This is a genomic window from Pseudomonas sp. NFACC16-2 (assembly GCF_900119205.1).
Taxonomy (GTDB): domain Bacteria; phylum Pseudomonadota; class Gammaproteobacteria; order Pseudomonadales; family Pseudomonadaceae; genus Aquipseudomonas; species Aquipseudomonas fluorescens_Q.
Genome location: NZ_FPIX01000058.1, coordinates 1 through 17,321 on the forward strand (window position 1 = coordinate 1; position 17,321 = coordinate 17,321).

General features: G+C 63.0%; 16 protein-coding genes. 9 read left to right on the forward strand and 7 right to left on the reverse strand.

Annotation, left to right across the window (positions count from 1 at the left end; translation table 11 throughout):
• Positions 1 to 228 precede the first annotated feature (228 nt).
• Positions 229 to 567, reverse strand: coding sequence for a DOPA 4,5-dioxygenase family protein (locus tag BT116_RS27865; RefSeq protein ID WP_072348775.1), 339 nt, complete (start codon positions 565 to 567; stop codon positions 229 to 231).
• Between the two features lie 86 nt (positions 568 to 653).
• On the opposite strand from BT116_RS27865, the gene BT116_RS27870 reads away from it, so the two are divergent.
• The gene (locus BT116_RS27870) at positions 654 to 1,313 is read left to right on the forward strand and encodes an NAD(P)-dependent oxidoreductase (RefSeq protein ID WP_072348777.1); all 660 of its coding nucleotides are present in this window, start codon (positions 654 to 656) and stop codon (positions 1,311 to 1,313) included.
• 117 nt (positions 1,314 to 1,430) lie between these two features.
• Here BT116_RS27870 and BT116_RS27875 read toward each other — a convergent pair whose 3' ends face one another.
• Positions 1,431 to 2,381, reverse strand: coding sequence for a choline sulfate utilization transcriptional regulator (locus BT116_RS27875; protein ID WP_072348779.1), 951 nt, complete (start codon positions 2,379 to 2,381; stop codon positions 1,431 to 1,433).
• Positions 2,382 to 2,495: 114 nt separating this feature from the next.
• On the opposite strand from BT116_RS27875, the gene betC reads away from it, so the two are divergent.
• From betC to BT116_RS27890, 3 genes are all read left to right on the forward strand, one after another.
• Positions 2,496 to 4,010 carry a choline-sulfatase gene (betC, locus tag BT116_RS27880; RefSeq protein WP_072348781.1) on the forward strand — a complete coding sequence of 505 codons (1,515 nt, stop codon included), beginning with the start codon at positions 2,496 to 2,498 and terminating at the stop codon, positions 4,008 to 4,010.
• Between the two features lie 15 nt (positions 4,011 to 4,025).
• Positions 4,026 to 4,946 carry a choline ABC transporter substrate-binding protein gene (gene choX / locus BT116_RS27885; RefSeq protein ID WP_072348783.1) on the forward strand — a complete coding sequence of 307 codons (921 nt, stop codon included), beginning with the start codon at positions 4,026 to 4,028 and terminating at the stop codon, positions 4,944 to 4,946.
• 290 nt (positions 4,947 to 5,236) lie between these two features.
• Positions 5,237 to 6,805 (forward strand): SulP family inorganic anion transporter, encoded by a 1,569-nt coding sequence (locus BT116_RS27890; protein ID WP_072348785.1) that lies wholly within the window; start codon positions 5,237 to 5,239, stop codon positions 6,803 to 6,805.
• A gap of 138 nt (positions 6,806 to 6,943) precedes the next feature.
• On the opposite strand, the gene aroE is transcribed toward BT116_RS27890, so the two are convergent.
• Both aroE and hemF read right to left on the reverse strand, forming a co-directional pair.
• Positions 6,944 to 7,765 (reverse strand): shikimate dehydrogenase, encoded by an 822-nt coding sequence (aroE, locus tag BT116_RS27895; protein WP_072348787.1) that lies wholly within the window; start codon positions 7,763 to 7,765, stop codon positions 6,944 to 6,946.
• 13 nt (positions 7,766 to 7,778) lie between these two features.
• The gene (hemF, locus tag BT116_RS27900; RefSeq protein WP_072348789.1) at positions 7,779 to 8,693 is read right to left on the reverse strand and encodes an oxygen-dependent coproporphyrinogen oxidase; all 915 of its coding nucleotides are present in this window, start codon (positions 8,691 to 8,693) and stop codon (positions 7,779 to 7,781) included.
• Positions 8,694 to 8,855: 162 nt separating this feature from the next.
• Here hemF and BT116_RS27905 point away from each other — a divergent pair, with 162 nt between their 5' ends.
• Positions 8,856 to 9,833 (forward strand): quinone oxidoreductase family protein, encoded by a 978-nt coding sequence (locus tag BT116_RS27905; protein WP_072348791.1) that lies wholly within the window; start codon positions 8,856 to 8,858, stop codon positions 9,831 to 9,833.
• Positions 9,834 to 10,022: 189 nt separating this feature from the next.
• Here the strand turns inward: BT116_RS27905 and BT116_RS27910 are convergent, their stop codons facing one another.
• From BT116_RS27910 to BT116_RS27920, 3 genes are all read right to left on the reverse strand, one after another.
• Positions 10,023 to 10,580 (reverse strand): L-threonylcarbamoyladenylate synthase type 1 TsaC, encoded by a 558-nt coding sequence (locus tag BT116_RS27910; RefSeq protein WP_014335849.1) that lies wholly within the window; start codon positions 10,578 to 10,580, stop codon positions 10,023 to 10,025.
• A gap of 61 nt (positions 10,581 to 10,641) precedes the next feature.
• A complete protein-coding gene (gene dprA, locus BT116_RS27915) occupies positions 10,642 to 11,736 on the reverse strand; it encodes a DNA-processing protein DprA (RefSeq protein WP_072348793.1) in 1,095 nt (364 codons plus the stop codon).
• A gap of 80 nt (positions 11,737 to 11,816) precedes the next feature.
• A complete protein-coding gene (locus tag BT116_RS27920; protein ID WP_072348795.1) occupies positions 11,817 to 12,842 on the reverse strand; it encodes a LysM peptidoglycan-binding domain-containing protein in 1,026 nt (341 codons plus the stop codon).
• A 169-nt stretch (positions 12,843 to 13,011) separates the two neighbouring features.
• Here BT116_RS27920 and def point away from each other — a divergent pair, with 169 nt between their 5' ends.
• The 4 genes from def (at position 13,012) to trkA (ending at position 17,253) form a co-directional block, all read left to right on the forward strand.
• Positions 13,012 to 13,518, forward strand: a complete 507-nt coding sequence (gene def, locus BT116_RS27925; RefSeq protein ID WP_003196300.1) for a peptide deformylase — start codon at positions 13,012 to 13,014, stop codon at positions 13,516 to 13,518.
• A gap of 70 nt (positions 13,519 to 13,588) precedes the next feature.
• Positions 13,589 to 14,548 (forward strand): methionyl-tRNA formyltransferase, encoded by a 960-nt coding sequence (gene fmt / locus BT116_RS27930; protein ID WP_072348797.1) that lies wholly within the window; start codon positions 13,589 to 13,591, stop codon positions 14,546 to 14,548.
• Positions 14,545 to 15,855, forward strand: coding sequence for a 16S rRNA (cytosine(967)-C(5))-methyltransferase RsmB (gene rsmB / locus BT116_RS27935; protein ID WP_072348799.1), 1,311 nt, complete (start codon positions 14,545 to 14,547; stop codon positions 15,853 to 15,855). The genes fmt and rsmB overlap by 4 nt, the downstream gene beginning before the upstream one ends.
• 24 nt (positions 15,856 to 15,879) lie before the next feature.
• Positions 15,880 to 17,253, forward strand: a complete 1,374-nt coding sequence (gene trkA / locus BT116_RS27940; RefSeq protein ID WP_072348801.1) for a Trk system potassium transporter TrkA — start codon at positions 15,880 to 15,882, stop codon at positions 17,251 to 17,253.
• Positions 17,254 to 17,321: the final 68 nt, after the last annotated feature.

A 17,321-nucleotide genomic window follows, 5' to 3' on the forward strand; every position in this document is an offset into this window, starting at 1 on the left:
TTACGTGAGTCCCCGCGAAACACGCGGGGATACCAGCGAGACGGGCTACGGGGCGAGGGGTTTGGTTAGCGCCTATGGGATTTATCCCCGCTGGGGCGCGAAGCGGCCCTGAAACCCGTCATTCTGCAATATCTGGAGAGTGCAATTTGTCCCTTTGGGCCTGCTGCGCAGTCCAACGGGGATGAATCCCCTCGCCACAGAACCATGTCTCTGGTCTAAACAAAGCAATCAGGTGCTTGCCTTAAACACCGAAAGATCCAACGGCCGCACCGCCCCCATCCAGATCGCATGCTCGGTGTGGTCGATCAGCTCATCGCCGGTCTCCGGGTGCATGAAAATCACCAGCCCTTTGCGATTGAGCGCCAGCCACGGCAAGACCACGCCAATGTACTGCGGGTCGAATGCCAGCTGACAGCTCCAGTCCGGATGCGGGCCGACCGGGCGTTGATGGACGCGGCCCATTTTCAGCGCAAACAGTTGCGCCGCTTCCTCGCACAGGGCCTGCGCCTGGTCGAGGGTGTTGGCGTCGAAATACACGTGGGCGTGGTAGCCCTTGATCCGCTGCATCTGTCACTCCTTGTAAAAGAGGCCGAACCCTCGCCGTTTGCCGCGGGTCAGAGCCTTTACAGGCGGGATTAAAGAGGAAAACAGCCATGAAAAACGCCGAAACCCCGGTCATCAAGGTGGTGCTCTATGGTGCCATGAGCAGCCTCGGCAGTGCGTTGATGGCTGAAATGCTGCGGCGCCAGCACGAAGTCATTGCCATTCTCGACGATCTTACTGCCCTGGCTCCACGCCCGGGCCTGCGGACCAAGACCGGTGATCTTTTCGATCCCGAGCGGGTCAAGCAAAGTGTTGCCGGTGCCAGCGCCGTGGTGTGTCTGCTGAACGCGCCGGGGTTGCCGATGAACAGCGAACAAGTGGAGCGCACATTGATTCCCGGCCCGGTGGAGCAAGTATTGGCCGTGGATGCACTGATCGCTGGCATGCAGGCGGTGAATATTCCCCGGCTGTTCCTGGTGGGCGACTTTGCGATGCTCGACGAGGAGCCGACGGACGACGATTTGCAGCGCCATGCCGCCGAAGAAGTGCTCGATGCCCTGAAGAACAGCACCTTGCAATGGACCTTGGTCAACGCTCCCTATGCCGCGCCAGGCTTGGGTATCGAACATTTCAGCCAGGTCAGTACCAGCCTCGAACCCGGCATGGCCGAATCCCTGGAGCGGCTCAACCGGGTGGCGGTCGGCATCGCCGATGAGCTGCGCCTGAACCTGCATGTGGGCGAGCATGTCAGCTTCGTAGCGGCCATGTAGCGAACTGTAGTTATCCACAACCTGTGGCGAGGGGATTTATCCCCGTTGGGCTGCGCCGCAGCCCCCAAGATATTGCGGCTGCGGCGCAACCGAGCGGGAGCACTCCCCGCCACGGCCTCAAACCGCAATCGAAGGCAACGGCAACCCCGTGAGCGATTCAGCACTGTTGGCCTGTTCTTCCATCAACCAGTCCACAAACAGCCGGATCAACCCCCCGCGCCGTTTACGTTGGGGCAAGACCACGTAATACCCCAGCCGCGACAGCACGGTTTCAGCGATCGGACGACACAGCAGCCCCTGGGCCAATAAGTTATCCACAAGGTGCCGCCAGCCGATGGCGACGCCTTGACCGCCAATCGCCGCCTGGATGAGTAGTGTGTAGTTGTCGAAGCGCAGTTGCCCGGGCGCCGGTGGTGACGTGATGCCCAGCTCGCGGAATACCCCACTCCAGTCGAACCAGCTGTTGCTGTTGCCCGCGCGCAGGTGCAGCAATGGAAACTCCGCCAGGGCCTGGGGGGGCAAGGGCAGGGGACGATCCTTGAGCAGCAGCGGGCTGCACACCGGAAAGACTTCTTCGCTGAATAGCCAGCGACTTTCACCTTGTTTGAAGCGACCGTCGCCGAACAGCACGGCAACGTCGATATCGGTGCGCAACATGTTGTGGTTGCGCTCGCTGGTCACCAGGCTCACATCCACCTGGGGGTTGGCTGCGTGAAAGCGATGCAGGCGCGGCATCAGCCAATAGGCGGCGAATGCGAAGTCTGTGGCGACTTGCAGCACCTCATGCTGATGCTGGGCGGTGATTGCACTCAGCCCGGCATCGATGCTCTGCAAGCCGGCCTGAACCTGCTCGAACAGGATGGTCCCGGCCTCGGTCAGTTCGATCCCGCGATAGATGCGGTCGAACAACCGCGTACCCAGTTGCTCTTCCAGGCGCTTGATCTGTTGGCTGATGGCCGGTTGCGTGGTGCCCAGCTCAATCGCCGCCGCGGTAAAGCTTTGTTGGCGTGCTGCGGCTTCAAAGGCACGGAACAGTTCCAGGGACAGGTTACCCAGGGCGTCATACATAAGCTGTGCTTATCCTAGTCATTATCCTGCATGGGCTTTACCCCAAAACCCGGGGGCTACATGCTCAATCGCAGCAATGTCGCATAACTGCCTACTATGGAATGCCGCGAATACATGAAGCGCAAGAACATTCTTTTCATCATGGCCGATCAAATGGCCGCGCCAATGTTGCCGATCTACGGTCCTTCGCCGATCAAGCTGCCGAACCTGTCGCGCCTGGCCGCCGAGGGCGTAGTGTTCGATGCCGCCTATTGCAACAGCCCGCTGTGCGCACCGTCGCGTTTCACCCTGGTGAGCGGCCAGTTGCCGAGCAAGATCGGTGCGTACGACAACGCGGCGGATTTCCCGGCGGACGTGCCGACCTATGCCCATTACCTGCGTCGCCTCGGCTACCGCACGGCGCTGTCCGGCAAGATGCACTTTTGCGGGCCGGACCAACTGCACGGCTACGAAGAACGCCTGACCAGCGACATTTACCCGGCCGATTACGGCTGGGCGGTGAACTGGGACGAGCCGGACGTGCGGCCGAGTTGGTATCACAACATGTCGTCGGTGTTGCAGGCCGGGCCGTGCGTGCGTACCAACCAGCTGGATTTCGATGAAGAAGTGGTGTTCAAGGCCCAGCAGTACCTGTTCGACCACATCCGCGAAGACGGTGACCAGCCGTTTTGCCTCACCGTATCGATGACGCACCCACACGACCCGTACACGATTCCCAAGGCGTTCTGGGATTTGTATGACGACAACGACATCCCTTTGCCGCAGACCCCGGCGCAAACGACGCTCGACCCCCATTCCCAGCGGCTGCTGAAGGTCTATGACCTGTGGAACAAGCCGCTGCCTGTGGATAAGATCCGGGATGCCCGCCGCGCCTATTTCGGTGCATGCAGCTACATTGACAGCAATGTCGGCAAGCTGCTGCAGACCTTGGAAGACACCGGTCTACTGGACGACACGATCATCGTGTTCTCCGGCGATCACGGGGACATGCTCGGCGAAAAGGGCCTCTGGTACAAAATGCACTGGTTCGAAATGGCCGCCCGCGTACCGCTATTGATCAGTGCCCCTGGGCAATTCGCCAGCGGCCGGGTGAGCGCGGCCGTGTCCACCGCCGACTTGCTGCCGACCCTGGTGGAGCTGGCTGGCGGCACGCTGGAACCGGGCTTGCCGCTGGATGGCCGTTCGCTGGTGCCCCATCTGCAAGGGCAGGGCGGCCATGATGAAGTCTTCGGTGAATACATGGCCGAAGGCACCGTCAGCCCCCTGATGATGATCCGTCGCGGCCCGTGGAAATTCATCTACAGCGAAGATGACCCGTGCCTGCTGTTTGACGTGCGCAACGACCCTAAAGAACTGGAGAACCTCAGCCAATCCTCTGAGCATCAGGCTCTATTCGCCGATTTTCTCGCTGAAGCGCGCGCCAAGTGGGACATGTCGACCATTCATCAACAGGTGCTCGCCAGCCAGCGCCGCCGCCGTTTCGTCGCTCAGGCGCTGACCCTGGGCAAACTCAAGAGCTGGGATCACCAGCCGCTGGTGGACGCCAGCCAGCAGTACATGCGTAACCACATCGACCTCGACGATCTGGAGCGCAAGGCCCGTTATCCACAACCCTGCCAAAACCAATAACGTAAGGGGCAAGCCATGCAAAAGTTATCCACAGTACTGACCGCTGGACTGTTGGCATTGAGCAGTGCTTCGGCCTGGGCCGAGCAAAGCTGCGAAACGGTGAAGATGGCCGACCCGGGCTGGAGCGATATCGCCGCCACCAATGCCATCACCGGTTTCCTGCTGGATGGGATGGGCTACAAGGCCAAGGTCGACACCCTCGCGGTGCCGATCACCTTCGGTGGCCTCAAGGATGGCCAGGTGGATGTGTTCCTGGGTAACTGGATGCCGGCGCAGCAGGGCTTTTATGACAAGTTCGTGGCCAATGGCGACGTCACGCAGTTGGCCAAGAACCTGGACGGCACCGAGTTCACCCTGGCGGTCCCGGACTACGTCTGGGACGCCGGTGTGCATAACTTTGCCGACCTGAACAAGTTCGCCGACAAGTTCGACAAGAAGATCTACGGCATCGGCTCCGGCGCCCCGGCCAACCTCTCCCTGAAAGAAATCATCAAGACCAATGATTTCGGCATGGGCGAGTGGAAACTGGTGGAATCCAGTGAGCAGGCGATGCTGGCGGAAGTCTCCCGGGCGGTGAAGAAACAGAAGTTCGTGACCTTCCTCGGCTGGACCCCGCACCCGATGAACGTGCAATTGAAAATGCACTACCTCAAAGGCGGCGAGAAATACTTCGGCGACACGGGCAGTGTCTACACCCTGACCCGCAAAGGTTATGCACAGGCCTGTCCGAACGTAGGCAAGCTGTTGACCAACCTGAGCTTCACCCAGGAAATGGAAAACAGCATCATGGCTGAGGTGGTGAACAACAAGGTCAGCAACGCCGACGCGGCCAAGGCCTGGATCAAGGCCAACCCGGCGGTCCTGGACAAATGGCTGGACGGTGTGAAGACCCTGGATGGCAAGGATGCGCTGGCGGCGGTGAAGGCCAAGCTCTGACCAACATGCTGCTCCGCGTGCTCTCCCTGAGTGACGCGGAGCACTGTGGCGAGGGGATCTATCTGTGGCGAGGGGATTTATCCCCGTTAGGCCGCGCAGCGGCCCCAAATTGCGTCGACTCGGTGTGTCAGGTCAATTGTGTTCAGTCGTTTTGGGGGGGCGCTTCGCACCCCAACGGGGATAAATCCCCTCGCCACAGATAAAGGCCTGGCCACAGATAAATCCCCTGGCACAGGGAGAGCGGCGCCCTGTCCTGATACTCTTGCGCCAAACCCCATCCTTGAGGCCCCATGGCAATCCCCACCCGCCATTCACTCTTTCCCTTCCTGAGCTGGCTGCCCCGGCAGACCCGCGCCAGTGTCGGCCGTGATCTTATTGTCGGCTTGAGCGGTGCGATTCTCGCGTTGCCGCAGTCCATTGCCTACGCCCTGATTGCCGGTTTGCCACCGGAATACGGCTTGTATGCGGCGATCGTGCCGGTACTGATCGCCTGCCTGTGGGGTTCGTCGTGGCACCTGATCTGCGGGCCCACGGCGGCGATTTCCATCGTCTTGTACGCCACCGTCAGTCCGCTGGCCGTCCCCGCCAGCCAGGACTACATCACCTTGATCCTGCTGCTGACGGTGTTGGCGGGTATTTTCCAATGGTTGCTGGGGCTGCTGCGTTTCGGTGCACTGGTGAATTTCGTCTCGCACTCGGTGGTGCTGGGTTTCACCCTGGGCGCGGCGGTGGTCATTGCCCTGGGGCAGTTGCCGAACCTGCTGGGCCTCGACCTGCCGAACGAAGCCACGGCGTTGAGGGGGCTGCTGATGCTGGTCAGCCACATCGGGGCTGTGGATAAGCCATCGCTGCTGCTGGGCTTGGGGACCCTGGTCCTGGGCGTGGTGCTCAAGCGCTTGCTGCCGCGTTGGCCGAGCCTGTTGATAACTTTGGTCATCAGCAGCCTGGTGGTCTGGTTGTGGCCGGCGATGTTCGGGCATGTGGCGCTGGTCAGTGCCTTCGCCGGGCGCCTGCCGCCGCTCACGCTGTTGCCGTTGGACCTGGAACTGATCCTGCGCCTGCTGCCCGGGGCTGTCGCGGTGGGCATGCTCGGGCTGGTCACCAGCCTGTCCATCGCCCGCTCGTTGTCGGTACGTTCCGGGCAATTGCTCGATGCGAATCAGGAGGTGAGGGCGCAGGGGCTTTCCAACATCGTGGGCGGATTTTTCTCTGGATCGTTGTCGGCCGGTTCCTTCACCCGCTCCGGCCTCAGCTATGAAGCCGGGGCCTGTTCGCCCTTGGCGGGGGTGTTTTCGGCCTTGTGGGTGGCGTTGTTTGCGGTCGCCGGGGCGAACCTGATCGCGCACATCCCGATTCCGGCCATGGCCGGCAGCATTCTGCTGATCGCTTGGGGGCTGGTGGACCACCGCGGTATCCGGGCGTTGTACCGCGTGAGCCGTGCCGAATTCGTGGTAATGGGCTTGACCTGCCTGGCCACACTGTTGCTGGAGCTGCAAACCGCCATCTATGCCGGTGTGCTGGCTTCGTTGTTCTTTTACCTCAAGCGCACTTCACAGCCGCGGGTGCAGCATTTTCGCGAAGGGGAGGCGGAGATCCTGCGGGTCGGCGGCTCGATCTTTTTCGGCGCCAGCCATTACCTGCAAGCGCGCCTGCAACGGTTGCAGGCGCAGCGGGTAGTCATCGATGCCCAGCAGATCAACTTCATCGATTATTCCGGAGTGGAAATGCTCCATCAGGAAGCCCGGCGCCTGCGCAGCCAGGGGCGTAGCCTGACCTTGCGCATGGCCCGGCCGCAGGTGGTGGAGGAGTTGTTGAAGCTGGAAGGACCGGAGCATTGCCCGATTCATTTTGAGGATTAAAAACTGTAGGGGACTTGAGGCAGACACACACCTGTGGCGAGGGGATTTATCCCCGTTGGGACGCGAAGCGGCCCTGCTTTTTTGGGACTGCTTCGCAGTCCAACGGGGATAAATCCCCTCGCCACAACAGCCTGAAGCCTACAGCGCGAGCTGGCGGCGCAGCTCGGCCAGCACCGGCGCGGTGTCCGGACGAACTCCACGCCACAAGAAGAAGGCTTCGCCCGCCTGCTCGGCCAACATGCCCAGGCCATCCATCGCCACCGCCGCCCCGTGGTCACTGGCCCAGCGGCAGAACGAGGTCGGTTCCTTGCCATACATCATGTCGTAGCAAACCGTCTTGCCGGGCTCGATCAGGCTGGCGGCAATCGGCGGCACATCCCCCGACAGGCTCGCGGAGGTGGCGTTGATGATCAGGTCCACCGGCTCTTGCAGCCAGTCGAACCCACTGGCGGAGACCGGGCCCAGGTCGGCGAACAACTCGGCCAGCAATTCGGCCTTTTCCACCGTGCGATTGGCGATGATCACCGAGGCCGGCGCTTCGGCCAGCAGCGGTTCCAGGGCACCGCGCACCGCGCCGCCGGCCCCGAGCAACAGGATGCGCTTGCCCTTGAGACTGAAGCCGGCATTGACGGTCAGGTCCCGGACCAGCCCGGCGCCGTCGGTGTTGTCACCCAACAGGCGACCGTCGGCCAGTTTGCTCAACGTATTGACCGCCCCGGCCCGTTGGGCCCGCTCGGTCAGGGTGTCGGCCAGGCGAAAGGCGTCTTCCTTGAACGGTACCGTGACGTTCGCCCCACGCCCCTCGCGGAAAAATGCCCGGGCGCAACCGGAGAAATCCTCCAGCGGTGCCAGCAGCGTGCTGTAGTCCAGGGTTTGCCCGGTCTGCTCGGCAAACAGGCGATGGATCAGCGGCGACTTGCTGTGGCCGATCGGGTTACCCATTACAACGTAGCGATCCATGGAATATCCCCGTTCAGGCCGTTGCCAGCCAATCGCGATCCTGCAGGAAGTATTCGGTCAGCCGCGCCTCTTCGCTGTCCGGTTCGGCTTTCCAGTCGTAGCCCCAGCGCACTTGCGGTGGCAGGGACATCAGGATCGATTCGGTACGCCCGCCCGATTGCAGCCCGAACAGGGTGCCGCGGTCGTAGACCAGGTTGAATTCCACGTAGCGCCCACGGCGATACTCCTGGAATTCCCGCTGTTTGGCGGTGAACGCGTCATGCTTGCGCCGGCGCACGATCGGCAGGTAGGCATCGATGTAGGCGTCACCGATGGCGCGGATGAAGGCGAAGCAGGTGTCGAAATCCCACGCGTTCAGGTCGTCGAAAAACAGGCCGCCAATGCCCCGGGGCTCGTTGCGATGCTTGAGGTGGAAATAGCTGTCACACCAGGCTTTGTAGCGCGGGTACACCTCGGGGCCGAACGGCGCGCAGGCCTGCTCGGCGACACGGTGCCAATGGACGCAGTCTTCCTCGACGCCGTAGTAAGGCGTCAGGTCGAAGCCGCCGCCAAACCACCAGACCGGCTCTTCGCCTTCCTTTTCGGCGATAAAGAAGCGCACGTTGGCGTGGGAGGTCGGCACGTGCGGATTGTGCGGGTGAATGACCAGCGACACGCCCAAGGCTTCGAAGCCGCGTCCGGCCAGTTCCGGCCGATGGGCGCTGGCCGAGGGTGGGAGACCGCTGCCAAATACGTGGGAAAAGTTGACGCCGCCCTTTTCGATCACCGTGCCGTTTTCGATCACCCGCGTGCGACCGCCACCCCCGGCCGGCCGGGTCCAGGCATCTTCGACGAAGCGCGTGCCGCCGTCCTCGGTTTCCAGGGCGGCGCAGATTCGGTCTTGCAGGTCGAGCAGATAGGCTTTCACGGCCTCGGTACGAGTGGACATGACGTCACCTTGATCAGGGCTACGCTACGCGGCGTATAGCGGGCCGGTGGCAAATGGGCGCACAGGATACCACCGCACTTGCCCACGCCACAGTTGACGACGGTCAAGGTTAGGAGTCCGATAGCAGGCTTGGTAAAAGTCTGCGACAAGGAGAAAGTGAAGATGGCCAAACGTATCCAGTTCCGTTCCAACGGCGGTCCCGAAGTGCTCGAGTACGTCGACTATCAGCCGGCCGAGCCGGGCCCGCAGCAGGTGCGCGTCAGCAACAAGGCGATCGGCCTGAATTTCATCGACACCTACTACCGCAGCGGTCTTTATCCGCTGCCGGCGCTACCTTCGGGCCTGGGTGCCGAGGGCGCGGGCGTGGTCGAGGCCATCGGTCCAGGCGTCACGCGGTTCAAGGTCGGCGACCGGGTGGCGTACGGCAGCGGACCGCTGGGGGCCTACAGCGATGTGCATGTATTGCCCGAAGCCAACCTGGTGCATCTGCCCGAATCCATCAGTTTCGAACAGGCCGCCGGCGTGATGCTCAAGGGCCTGACCGTGCAGTATCTGCTGCGCCAGACCTATGAACTCAAGGGCGGCGAAACCATCCTGTTCCACGCTGCCGCCGGTGGCGTGGGTTCCCTGGCCTGCCAATGGGCCAAGGCCTTGGGCGTGAAGCTGATCGGCACCGTCAGCTCGCCGGAAAAGGCCGCCATCGCCAAATCCCACGGCGCTTGGGAAACCATCGACTACAGCAAGGAAAACGTCGCACAGCGCGTGCTGGAACTGACCGGCGGCAAGAAGGTGCCCGTGGTGTACGACGGGGTTGGCAAGGACACTTGGTTGACGTCGCTGGACAGCGTCGCCCCCCGTGGCCTGGTGGTGAGCTTCGGCAATGCCTCGGGTGCGGTGGAAGGGGTGAACCTGGGAATTCTCGCGGCCAAGGGCTCGCTGTACGTCACCCGCCCGACCCTGGCGACCTACGCCAACAACGCCGAAAACCTGCAACGCATGGCCGATGAGCTGTTTGGAATGATCAGCAGCGGCAAGATCAAGGTGGACATCAACCAGCGTTATCCACTGGCGGAAGCGGCCAAGGCCCAGACCGAGCTGTCGGCACGGCGCACGACCGGGTCGACCATTCTCTTGCCATAAGCAAACAGCGCTCAGGGTGAGGAAGTGCCCTGTGGCGAGGGGATTTATCCCCGTTGGGCTGCGCAGCAGCCCCCAAACAGACAACTCAATGTGTCAGGAAGATTGAGTTTGCTGCTTCAGGGCTGCTTCGCAGCCCAGCGGGGATAAATCCCCTCGCCACAGGGGGCTCCCTCAGCTCACCACAAAGACCTAGTCCGGGCGCACGACTTTGCCGGTCGCCAGGTCGCGGATCACGCTGGGGTTCTTGCGTCCACCGAGGTTGCCGCCAAGCACCAGGTCGATCTGCCCACGAAAGTACTGCTCGACCCGAATCCGCGTACGCGCCGCCGGGCGTCCCTGGGGGTTGGCCGAGGTGGACACCAGTGGCCCGACCAACGAGCACAAGTCGCGCACCGTGGGATGGTCGCTGACCCGCAGGGCGACGGTGTCATGTACCCCGGTGATCCATTCCGGCAGCAGGTTCTGGTGCGGCACCAGCCAGGTATTGGGCCCCGGCCAGGTGCTGGCCATGCGGTCCATCCAGGTTTCGGGGAAGTCTTCGAACAGGAAGTCGAACTGGTGGATGTTGTCAGCCACCAGGATCAGGCCTTTATCGGGCAGCCGCGACTTGATCGCCAGCAGGCGTTCCACGGCCTCTTCGTTCCATGGGTCACAACCCAGGCCCCAGACCGCTTCGGTTGGATAGGCAATCACCGCCCCGGCGCGAATTTCTCGCGCGGCTTGTTGCACACGCCAACTGTTGACCATGAAAGATTCTCCCGCAACGCAAATAAGGCTGTGGGCAGTTTACCGATCTTCCCCATAAAACCTAGCGCGCAAACCAGCGTCCGTTGTCACAGATGGCGCGTCCTTCCATCTCCAGTTCGGTCAACGCCGCCAGCACTTTGGGCAAGCCCCAGCCACTGGCGTCGGCCAGCGCCTCACTGCTCAGCGGCACGGCATGCAGCAGGCGCAGCAGCGGATGGGTCACCGGCACGGGCTCCGAGGCCGGCGGCAACTGCTGCCAGCCGCGCAACGCTTCGAGGATGTGTTCGACGGTCTCCACCAGCGCCGCACCGTCGCGGATCAGCTGATGGCAGCCCCGGGCGCCGGGGTGATGGATCGATCCAGGAATGGCATACACCTCGCGGCCCTGTTCCGCCGCCAGCCGGGCGGTGATCAGCGAGCCGCTGGCGACACTGGCTTCCACCACCAGCACCCCCAGGGACAAACCGCTGATGATCCGGTTGCGACGCGGAAAGTTGCTGGCGTGGGGCGGCGCGTCCAACGGAAACTCCGACAGCACCGCGCTGCCTTGGGCAATCATGGCGTCCGCCAGCCGACGATTGCGCTGTGGATAAAAATTTTCCAGGCCGGTGCCCAGCACGCCGACGGTGCGCCCGCCAACGTCCAGCGCCGCCTGATGGGCCGCCGCATCGATGCCCAGGGCCAGGCCGCTGGTGATGACAAAACCGGCCCCGGCCAGGCTGCGGGAAAACGCCGCCGCGGTGTCCATGCCCGGCCGCGATGCCCGGCGACTGCCGACCATCGCCAGCTGGGGTTTTTCCAGAATGGTGGCGTCGCCAGCGACGAACAGCAGCGGCGGCGCGTCGCTGATCTGTGCCAGCAGCGCCGGGTAGTCGGGTTGGTCCCACATCAGTAAATGCTGGCCCGCACGCTCTAGCCAGGCCAATGCATGGGCGGCGCCGTCACGCACATCCGGGTTGCGTCGCGCCTCGGCGCAGGCGATGGGCAGGCCCAGCGCTCGCCAGGCGCTGGCTGGTGCACTGATGGCTTTGGAGGCCGAGCCGAAGGCCTCCATCAGGGTCATGAAACGCTTGGGACCGAGTTCCGGCAAGCGGTGAAGGCGTAGCCGAGCCTCCAGTTCCGCAGGGGAAACCGGAGCAGATTCAGGTAATGACATGCGATCATCCTTGACCGTTATAAGCCCCGTACAAACGGGAACAAGCTGTGGATAACTCTGTTGGTAACTTGTGAGACCCGTTATGGATTACGGACCTTGTCGAGCACCGACAGCGAGCGCGAGGCGTACAGCACCAAGCCGTAGCTGAGCTTGTCGTAAGTGCGGAACACCATCAGCAGGCCGGCCCGCTCATCGGGGATTTTCACCGGCTCGCCAGTGATGCGGTCGCGTACGGTTTCACCCGTCTTCATCACCGCCAGCACATTGCCTTCGGTCAGCCCGTCGCGCCGGCCCTTGTTCAGGGTGACCACGTCCAGGGCGCCGATCTGGGTCACGCCTCGCGGTACGTCCAGGATCAACCCGTGGACGTCCGATGTCGGCGCGCTGGGCATGAAGGTCGAATTGATCGAGCGCTCTTCGCCGCTGAACAAACGATCGCCCAGGCGCACTTCCTGGGTGGTGCGTTGCAGGGCCAGGGTGGTGACATCGCCTTCGCTGGCCACCACTTCGCCGCCACCGATGTCGTCGGCGTTGATCCCCAGGAACTCCTTGGTCTCGGGGTCGGTGTAGACCTTGCCCTGGCGAAAGATGCCGTACGCCGTCTGGTTCGCATCGAACGAGCCACGGGCGAAGACCCTATCCCCCATGCCACTGAGCACCCGTTCGGCATTGCCGGCGACGATATAGGGGGCCTTGTTGAAATCCTCAGGCGTGTCGACGATGCGGTTGCTTAGCAGGAAACTGTTGATGGCTTGCAGTGGAATGCTCGGGATGGCGTCGGCCACTGGCGAACTGCGAATGCGCGGCGACAGCTTGATGGTGCCGCGCGAGGTGCCGCGATTGAGGGTCAGGCGCGGCTGGCCGTTGACGTAGACCAGCGACAGGGTGTCGCCCGGATAAATCAGGTTGGGGTTTTCGATCTGCGGGTTGGCCTGCCACAGCTCCGGCCATTTCCACGGCTCGCGCAGGTACTTGCCGGAAATGTCCCACAATGTGTCCCCCGTCACCACCGTGTATTGCTGGGGAAAACCTTCCCGAAGTTGCACTTGCCCGTGCGCGATACCGGCCGAGGCCAGGAGCAGCAGGGCGAGTAGTGATTTCCTCATGCGGTGAATCCCTTTATTATGTGCGTTCGCGTAAAACGCCGGAGCCCCCGTGGCTCGCTGCTTAAGGAGCTATTCTCCACAAGAGCAACGTTTTACAACGGTAGCCTGCATCCCAAGACACGCCAGGCCAGCCACCCGACTTTACCTCACACGTGCATTTATCAAGCTTATGGCCATTTTGAACATTCTCGAATTTCCGGACCCGCGCCTGCGCACTATCGCCAAACCCGTGGCCGTAGTGGACGACGAAGTGCGTCAGTTGGTCGATGACATGTTTGAAACAATGTATGAAGCGCCAGGCATCGGCCTCGCCGCGACCCAGGTCAACGTGCACAAGCGTATCGTCGTGATGGACCTCTCCGAAGACCGCAGCGAGCCGCGGGTGTTCATCAACCCCGAGTTCGAAACCCTGACCGACGAGATGGACCAGTACCAGGAAGGCTGCCTCTCGGTGCCAGGCTTCTACGAAAACGTCGACCGCCCACAGAAGGTCAAGATCAAGGCCCTGGACCGTGACGGCCAGCCTTACGAACTGATCGCCGAAGGCTTGTTGGCCGTGTGCATCCAGCACGAGTGTGACCACCTCAACGGCAAGTTGTTCGTCGATTACCTGTCTACCCTCAAGCGTGACCGGATCAAGAAAAAACTGGAAAAACTTCATCGCCAGAATGCTTGATGCCCCCTTCAAAGGCTTGCCGCGGCAAGCCTTTTTCTTTTTGCGACTGCTTTGTAATTGAGAGCTACCCATGACTGAGCCACTGCGCATCGTCTTTGCCGGCACTCCCGAATTTGCCGCCGAACACCTCAAGGCCCTGCTGGCCAGCCCCCACGAAATCGTCGCGGTCTACACCCAGCCGGACCGGCCGGCCGGTCGCGGGCAAAAACTCATGCCCAGCCCGGTCAAGCAGCTGGCCCTGGAGCACGGCATCGAAGTGTTGCAGCCGCCGACCCTGCGCGACGCCCAAGCCCAGGCCGAACTGGCGGCACTGAAGCCGGACTTGATGGTGGTGGTCGCCTACGGCCTGATCCTGCCCCAAGTGGTGCTGGATATCCCGCGCCTGGGTTGCATCAACAGCCACGCCTCGCTGCTGCCGCGCTGGCGCGGTGCCGCGCCGATCCAGCGCGCCGTGGAGGCGGGCGATGCCGAGAGCGGCGTGACGGTGATGCGCATGGAAGCCGGCCTGGACACCGGGCCGATGCTGCTCAAGGTCAGTACCCCCATCAGCGCCGAAGACACCGGCGGCAGCCTGCACGACCGCCTCGCGCTCATTGGCCCGCCGGCCGTGGTCCAGGCCATTGCCGGCCTGGCCGTTGGTACCTTGGAGGGCGAAGTGCAGGATGACCGCCTCGCCACCTACGCGCACAAACTGAACAAGGACGAAGCCCGCATCGACTGGAGCCGCCCAGCCGTTGAGCTGGAGCGCCTGGTGCGGGCGTTCAACCCTTGGCCGATCTGCCACAGCACCTTGAACGGCGAAGCCCTGAAAGTGCTGGCGGCCAGTTATGCCGAAGGGCAGGGCGCCCCCGGTGAAATCCTCGGCGCCAGCAAGGACGGCCTCGTCGTCGCCTGCGGTGAGCAAGCGCTGTGCCTGACGCGTCTGCAATTGCCCGGAGGCAAGGCGCTGAACTTCAGCGACTTGTTCAACAGCCGCCGTGAGAAATTTGCCGTCGGCACTCATCTGGGCCAAGCGGCGGACGCCTCATGAACCCGCGTCTGGCCGCCGCCAAGGCCCTTGCCGCCGTCCTCAGCGGCAAAGCCTCCCTCAACAGTTCCCTGCCGACCCAACTGGACAAGGTCGAAGACCGTGATCGCGGTTTCACCCAAGACCTGGCGTTCGGCACCGCCCGTTGGCAGCCACGGTTGTCGGCGCTGGCGGCCAAGCTGTTGCAGAAGCCGTTCAAGGCCGCCGATGCCGATGTTGAGGCGCTGTTGCTGGTGGGGCTTTATCAATTGCTCTACACCCGCGTTCCCGCCCACGCCGCCATCGGCGAAACCGTGGGTTGCGCCGACAAGCTGAAAAAGCCCTGGGCCAAAGCCCTGCTCAATGCCGTGCTGCGCCGCGCCCAGCGGGAAAGCGAAGCCCTGCTGGCCGAGCTGGAACACGACCCGGTGGTGCGCACGGCGCACCCGCGCTGGTTGCAGAAATCCCTGAAGGCCTTCTGGCCTGAGCAGTGGGAAGCCATTTGCGCCGCCAACAATGCCCATCCGCCGATGATCCTGCGGGTCAATCGTCGCCACCATACCCGCGATGCCTACCTGGCGTTGCTGGGCGAGGCGGGTATCCCGGCCATCCCGTGCCAGTACAGCCGCGACGGTATCGTGCTGGAAACCCCGGGCGATGTGCGTGCCCTGCCAGGCTTCGCCGAAGGCTGGATCAGCGTCCAGGACGAAGCCGCGCAACTGGCCGCCGACCTGCTGGAACTGGCGCCCGGGCAACGGGTGCTGGACGCCTGCTGCGCGCCGGGTGGCAAAACCTGTCACATCCTCGAAGCCGAGCCGAAGCTGGCCGGCGTGGTGGCGGTGGACCTGGAAACCAAGCGCCTGGTGCGCGTGAAGGAAAACCTCGAACGCCTGGGCCTGGAGGCCGAGCTGATCGCCGCCGATGGCCGCGACACCGCGACCTGGTGGGACGGCAAGCCGTTCCAACGCATCCTGCTGGACGCGCCGTGCTCGGCCACCGGAGTGATTCGTCGCCACCCGGACATCAAGCTCACCCGCCAGCCGGACGACATCGCCGCATTGGCCACATTGCAGGGCGAACTGCTCGATGCCCTGTGGCCGACCCTGGAAGTCGGCGGCATGTTGCTCTACGCCACCTGCTCGACCTTGCCGACCGAGAACACCGAAGTGATCGAGGCCTTCCTCGCCCGCACCCCGGGTGCCCGGGAACTGGACATCGCCAGCCAGGCCGGCCTCAAACAGCCCCATGGCCGCCAGTTGCTGGCCCAGGAAGGTGGGCACGACGGGTTCTACTACGCCAAGCTGATCAAGATCGCCGCCGCGCGCGGTTAAGACCGATTCGATAGGAGTGACTGGATGAAAATCATCATCCTCGGCGCAGGACAGGTCGGCGGTTCGCTGGCGGAACATCTGGCCAGCGAGGCCAACGACATCACCGTGGTCGACACCGACGGCGAACGCCTGCGCGACCTCGGCGATCGTCTCGACATCCGCACCGTACAGGGCCGGGGTTCTCTGCCCACGGTGCTGCGCCAGGCCGGCGCCGACGATGCCGACATGCTCGTGGCCGTGACCAACAGCGACGAAACCAACATGGTCGCCTGCCAGGTTGCCCACACCCTGTTCCACACCCCGACCAAAATCGCCCGGGTGCGCGAGGCCGCCTACCTGACCCGCGCCGACCTGTTCGACAACGAAGCGATCCCGGTGGATGTGCTGATCAGCCCCGAGCAGGTGGTAACCAACTACATCAAGCGCTTGATCGAGCACCCCGGCGCCCTGCAGGTGATCGACTTTGCCGAAGGCAAGGCCCAACTGGTGGCGGTCAAGGCCTACTACGGCGGGCCGCTGGTGGGCCAGCAACTGCGCCAGTTGCGCGAGCACATGCCGAATGTGGAGACCCGGGTCGCGGCGATTTTCCGCCGGGACCGGCCGATCCTGCCCCAGGGCGATACGGTGATCGAAGCCGACGACGAAGTGTTTTTCATCGCCGCCAAAGCGAATATTCGCGCCGTGATGAGCGAAATGCGCCGTCTCGATGAGAACTACAAGCGCATCGTCATCGCCGGCGGCGGACAGATCGGCGAGCGCCTGGCCGAAGCCATCGAAAGCCGCTACCAGGTCAAGATCATCGAGATGAACCCTGCGCGCTGCCGCTACCTCTCCGACACCCTCGACAGCACCGTGGTGTTGCAGGGCAGTGCCTCGGACCGCGACCTGCTGCTGGAAGAAAACATCGCCGACGCCGACATCTTCCTGGCCCTGACCAACGACGACGAAGCCAACATCATGTCGTCGCTACTGGCCAAGCGCCTGGGGGCCAGGAAAGTGATGACCATCATCAACAACCCGGCCTACGTCGACCTGATCCAGGGCGGCGACATCGACATCGCCATCAGCCCGCAACTGGCGACCATCGGCACCTTGCTCGCCCACGTGCGCCGCGGCGACATCGTCAGCGTCCACTCCCTGCGCCGCGGCGCAGCCGAAGCCATCGAGGCCATTGCCCACGGCGATGCCAAGTCCAGCAAAGTCATCGGCAAGGCCATCCGCGACATCGGCCTGCCCCCTGGCACCACCATCGGTGCGATCATCCGCGACGAAGAAGTCCTGATCGCCCACGACGACACCACGATCCAGACCGGCGACCATGTCATCCTGTTCCTGGTGGACAAGAAGCACATTCGTGACGTCGAGAAGCTGTTCCATGTGGGGTTGAGCTTCTTCTGACCACCACTGATCGTTCCCTCACTCCGCGTGGGAATGCAGCCTGGGACGCTCCGCGTCCCCTCAAGAGC

Bases quoted from the DNA above. Each gene is read 5' to 3' on its own strand.
- def (WP_003196300.1), top strand. From the start codon at position 13,012: ATGGCCATTTTGAACATTCTCGAATTTCCGGACCCGCGCCTGCGCACT.
- BT116_RS27890 (WP_072348785.1), top strand. From the start codon at position 5,237: ATGGCAATCCCCACCCGCCATTCACTCTTTCCCTTCCTGAGCTGGCTG.
- rsmB (WP_072348799.1), top strand. From the start codon at position 14,545: ATGAACCCGCGTCTGGCCGCCGCCAAGGCCCTTGCCGCCGTCCTCAGC.
- hemF (WP_072348789.1), bottom strand. From the start codon at position 8,693: ATGTCCACTCGTACCGAGGCCGTGAAAGCCTATCTGCTCGACCTGCAA.
- aroE (WP_072348787.1), bottom strand. From the start codon at position 7,765: ATGGATCGCTACGTTGTAATGGGTAACCCGATCGGCCACAGCAAGTCG.
- fmt (WP_072348797.1), top strand. From the start codon at position 13,589: ATGACTGAGCCACTGCGCATCGTCTTTGCCGGCACTCCCGAATTTGCC.
- choX (WP_072348783.1), top strand. From the start codon at position 4,026: ATGCAAAAGTTATCCACAGTACTGACCGCTGGACTGTTGGCATTGAGC.
- BT116_RS27875 (WP_072348779.1), bottom strand. From the start codon at position 2,381: ATGTATGACGCCCTGGGTAACCTGTCCCTGGAACTGTTCCGTGCCTTT.
- BT116_RS27865 (WP_072348775.1), bottom strand. From the start codon at position 567: ATGCAGCGGATCAAGGGCTACCACGCCCACGTGTATTTCGACGCCAAC.
- BT116_RS27905 (WP_072348791.1), top strand. From the start codon at position 8,856: ATGGCCAAACGTATCCAGTTCCGTTCCAACGGCGGTCCCGAAGTGCTC.
- BT116_RS27870 (WP_072348777.1), top strand. From the start codon at position 654: ATGAAAAACGCCGAAACCCCGGTCATCAAGGTGGTGCTCTATGGTGCC.
- dprA (WP_072348793.1), bottom strand. From the start codon at position 11,736: ATGTCATTACCTGAATCTGCTCCGGTTTCCCCTGCGGAACTGGAGGCT.
- trkA (WP_072348801.1), top strand. From the start codon at position 15,880: ATGAAAATCATCATCCTCGGCGCAGGACAGGTCGGCGGTTCGCTGGCG.
- betC (WP_072348781.1), top strand. From the start codon at position 2,496: ATGAAGCGCAAGAACATTCTTTTCATCATGGCCGATCAAATGGCCGCG.
- BT116_RS27920 (WP_072348795.1), bottom strand. From the start codon at position 12,842: ATGAGGAAATCACTACTCGCCCTGCTGCTCCTGGCCTCGGCCGGTATC.
- BT116_RS27910 (WP_014335849.1), bottom strand. From the start codon at position 10,580: ATGGTCAACAGTTGGCGTGTGCAACAAGCCGCGCGAGAAATTCGCGCC.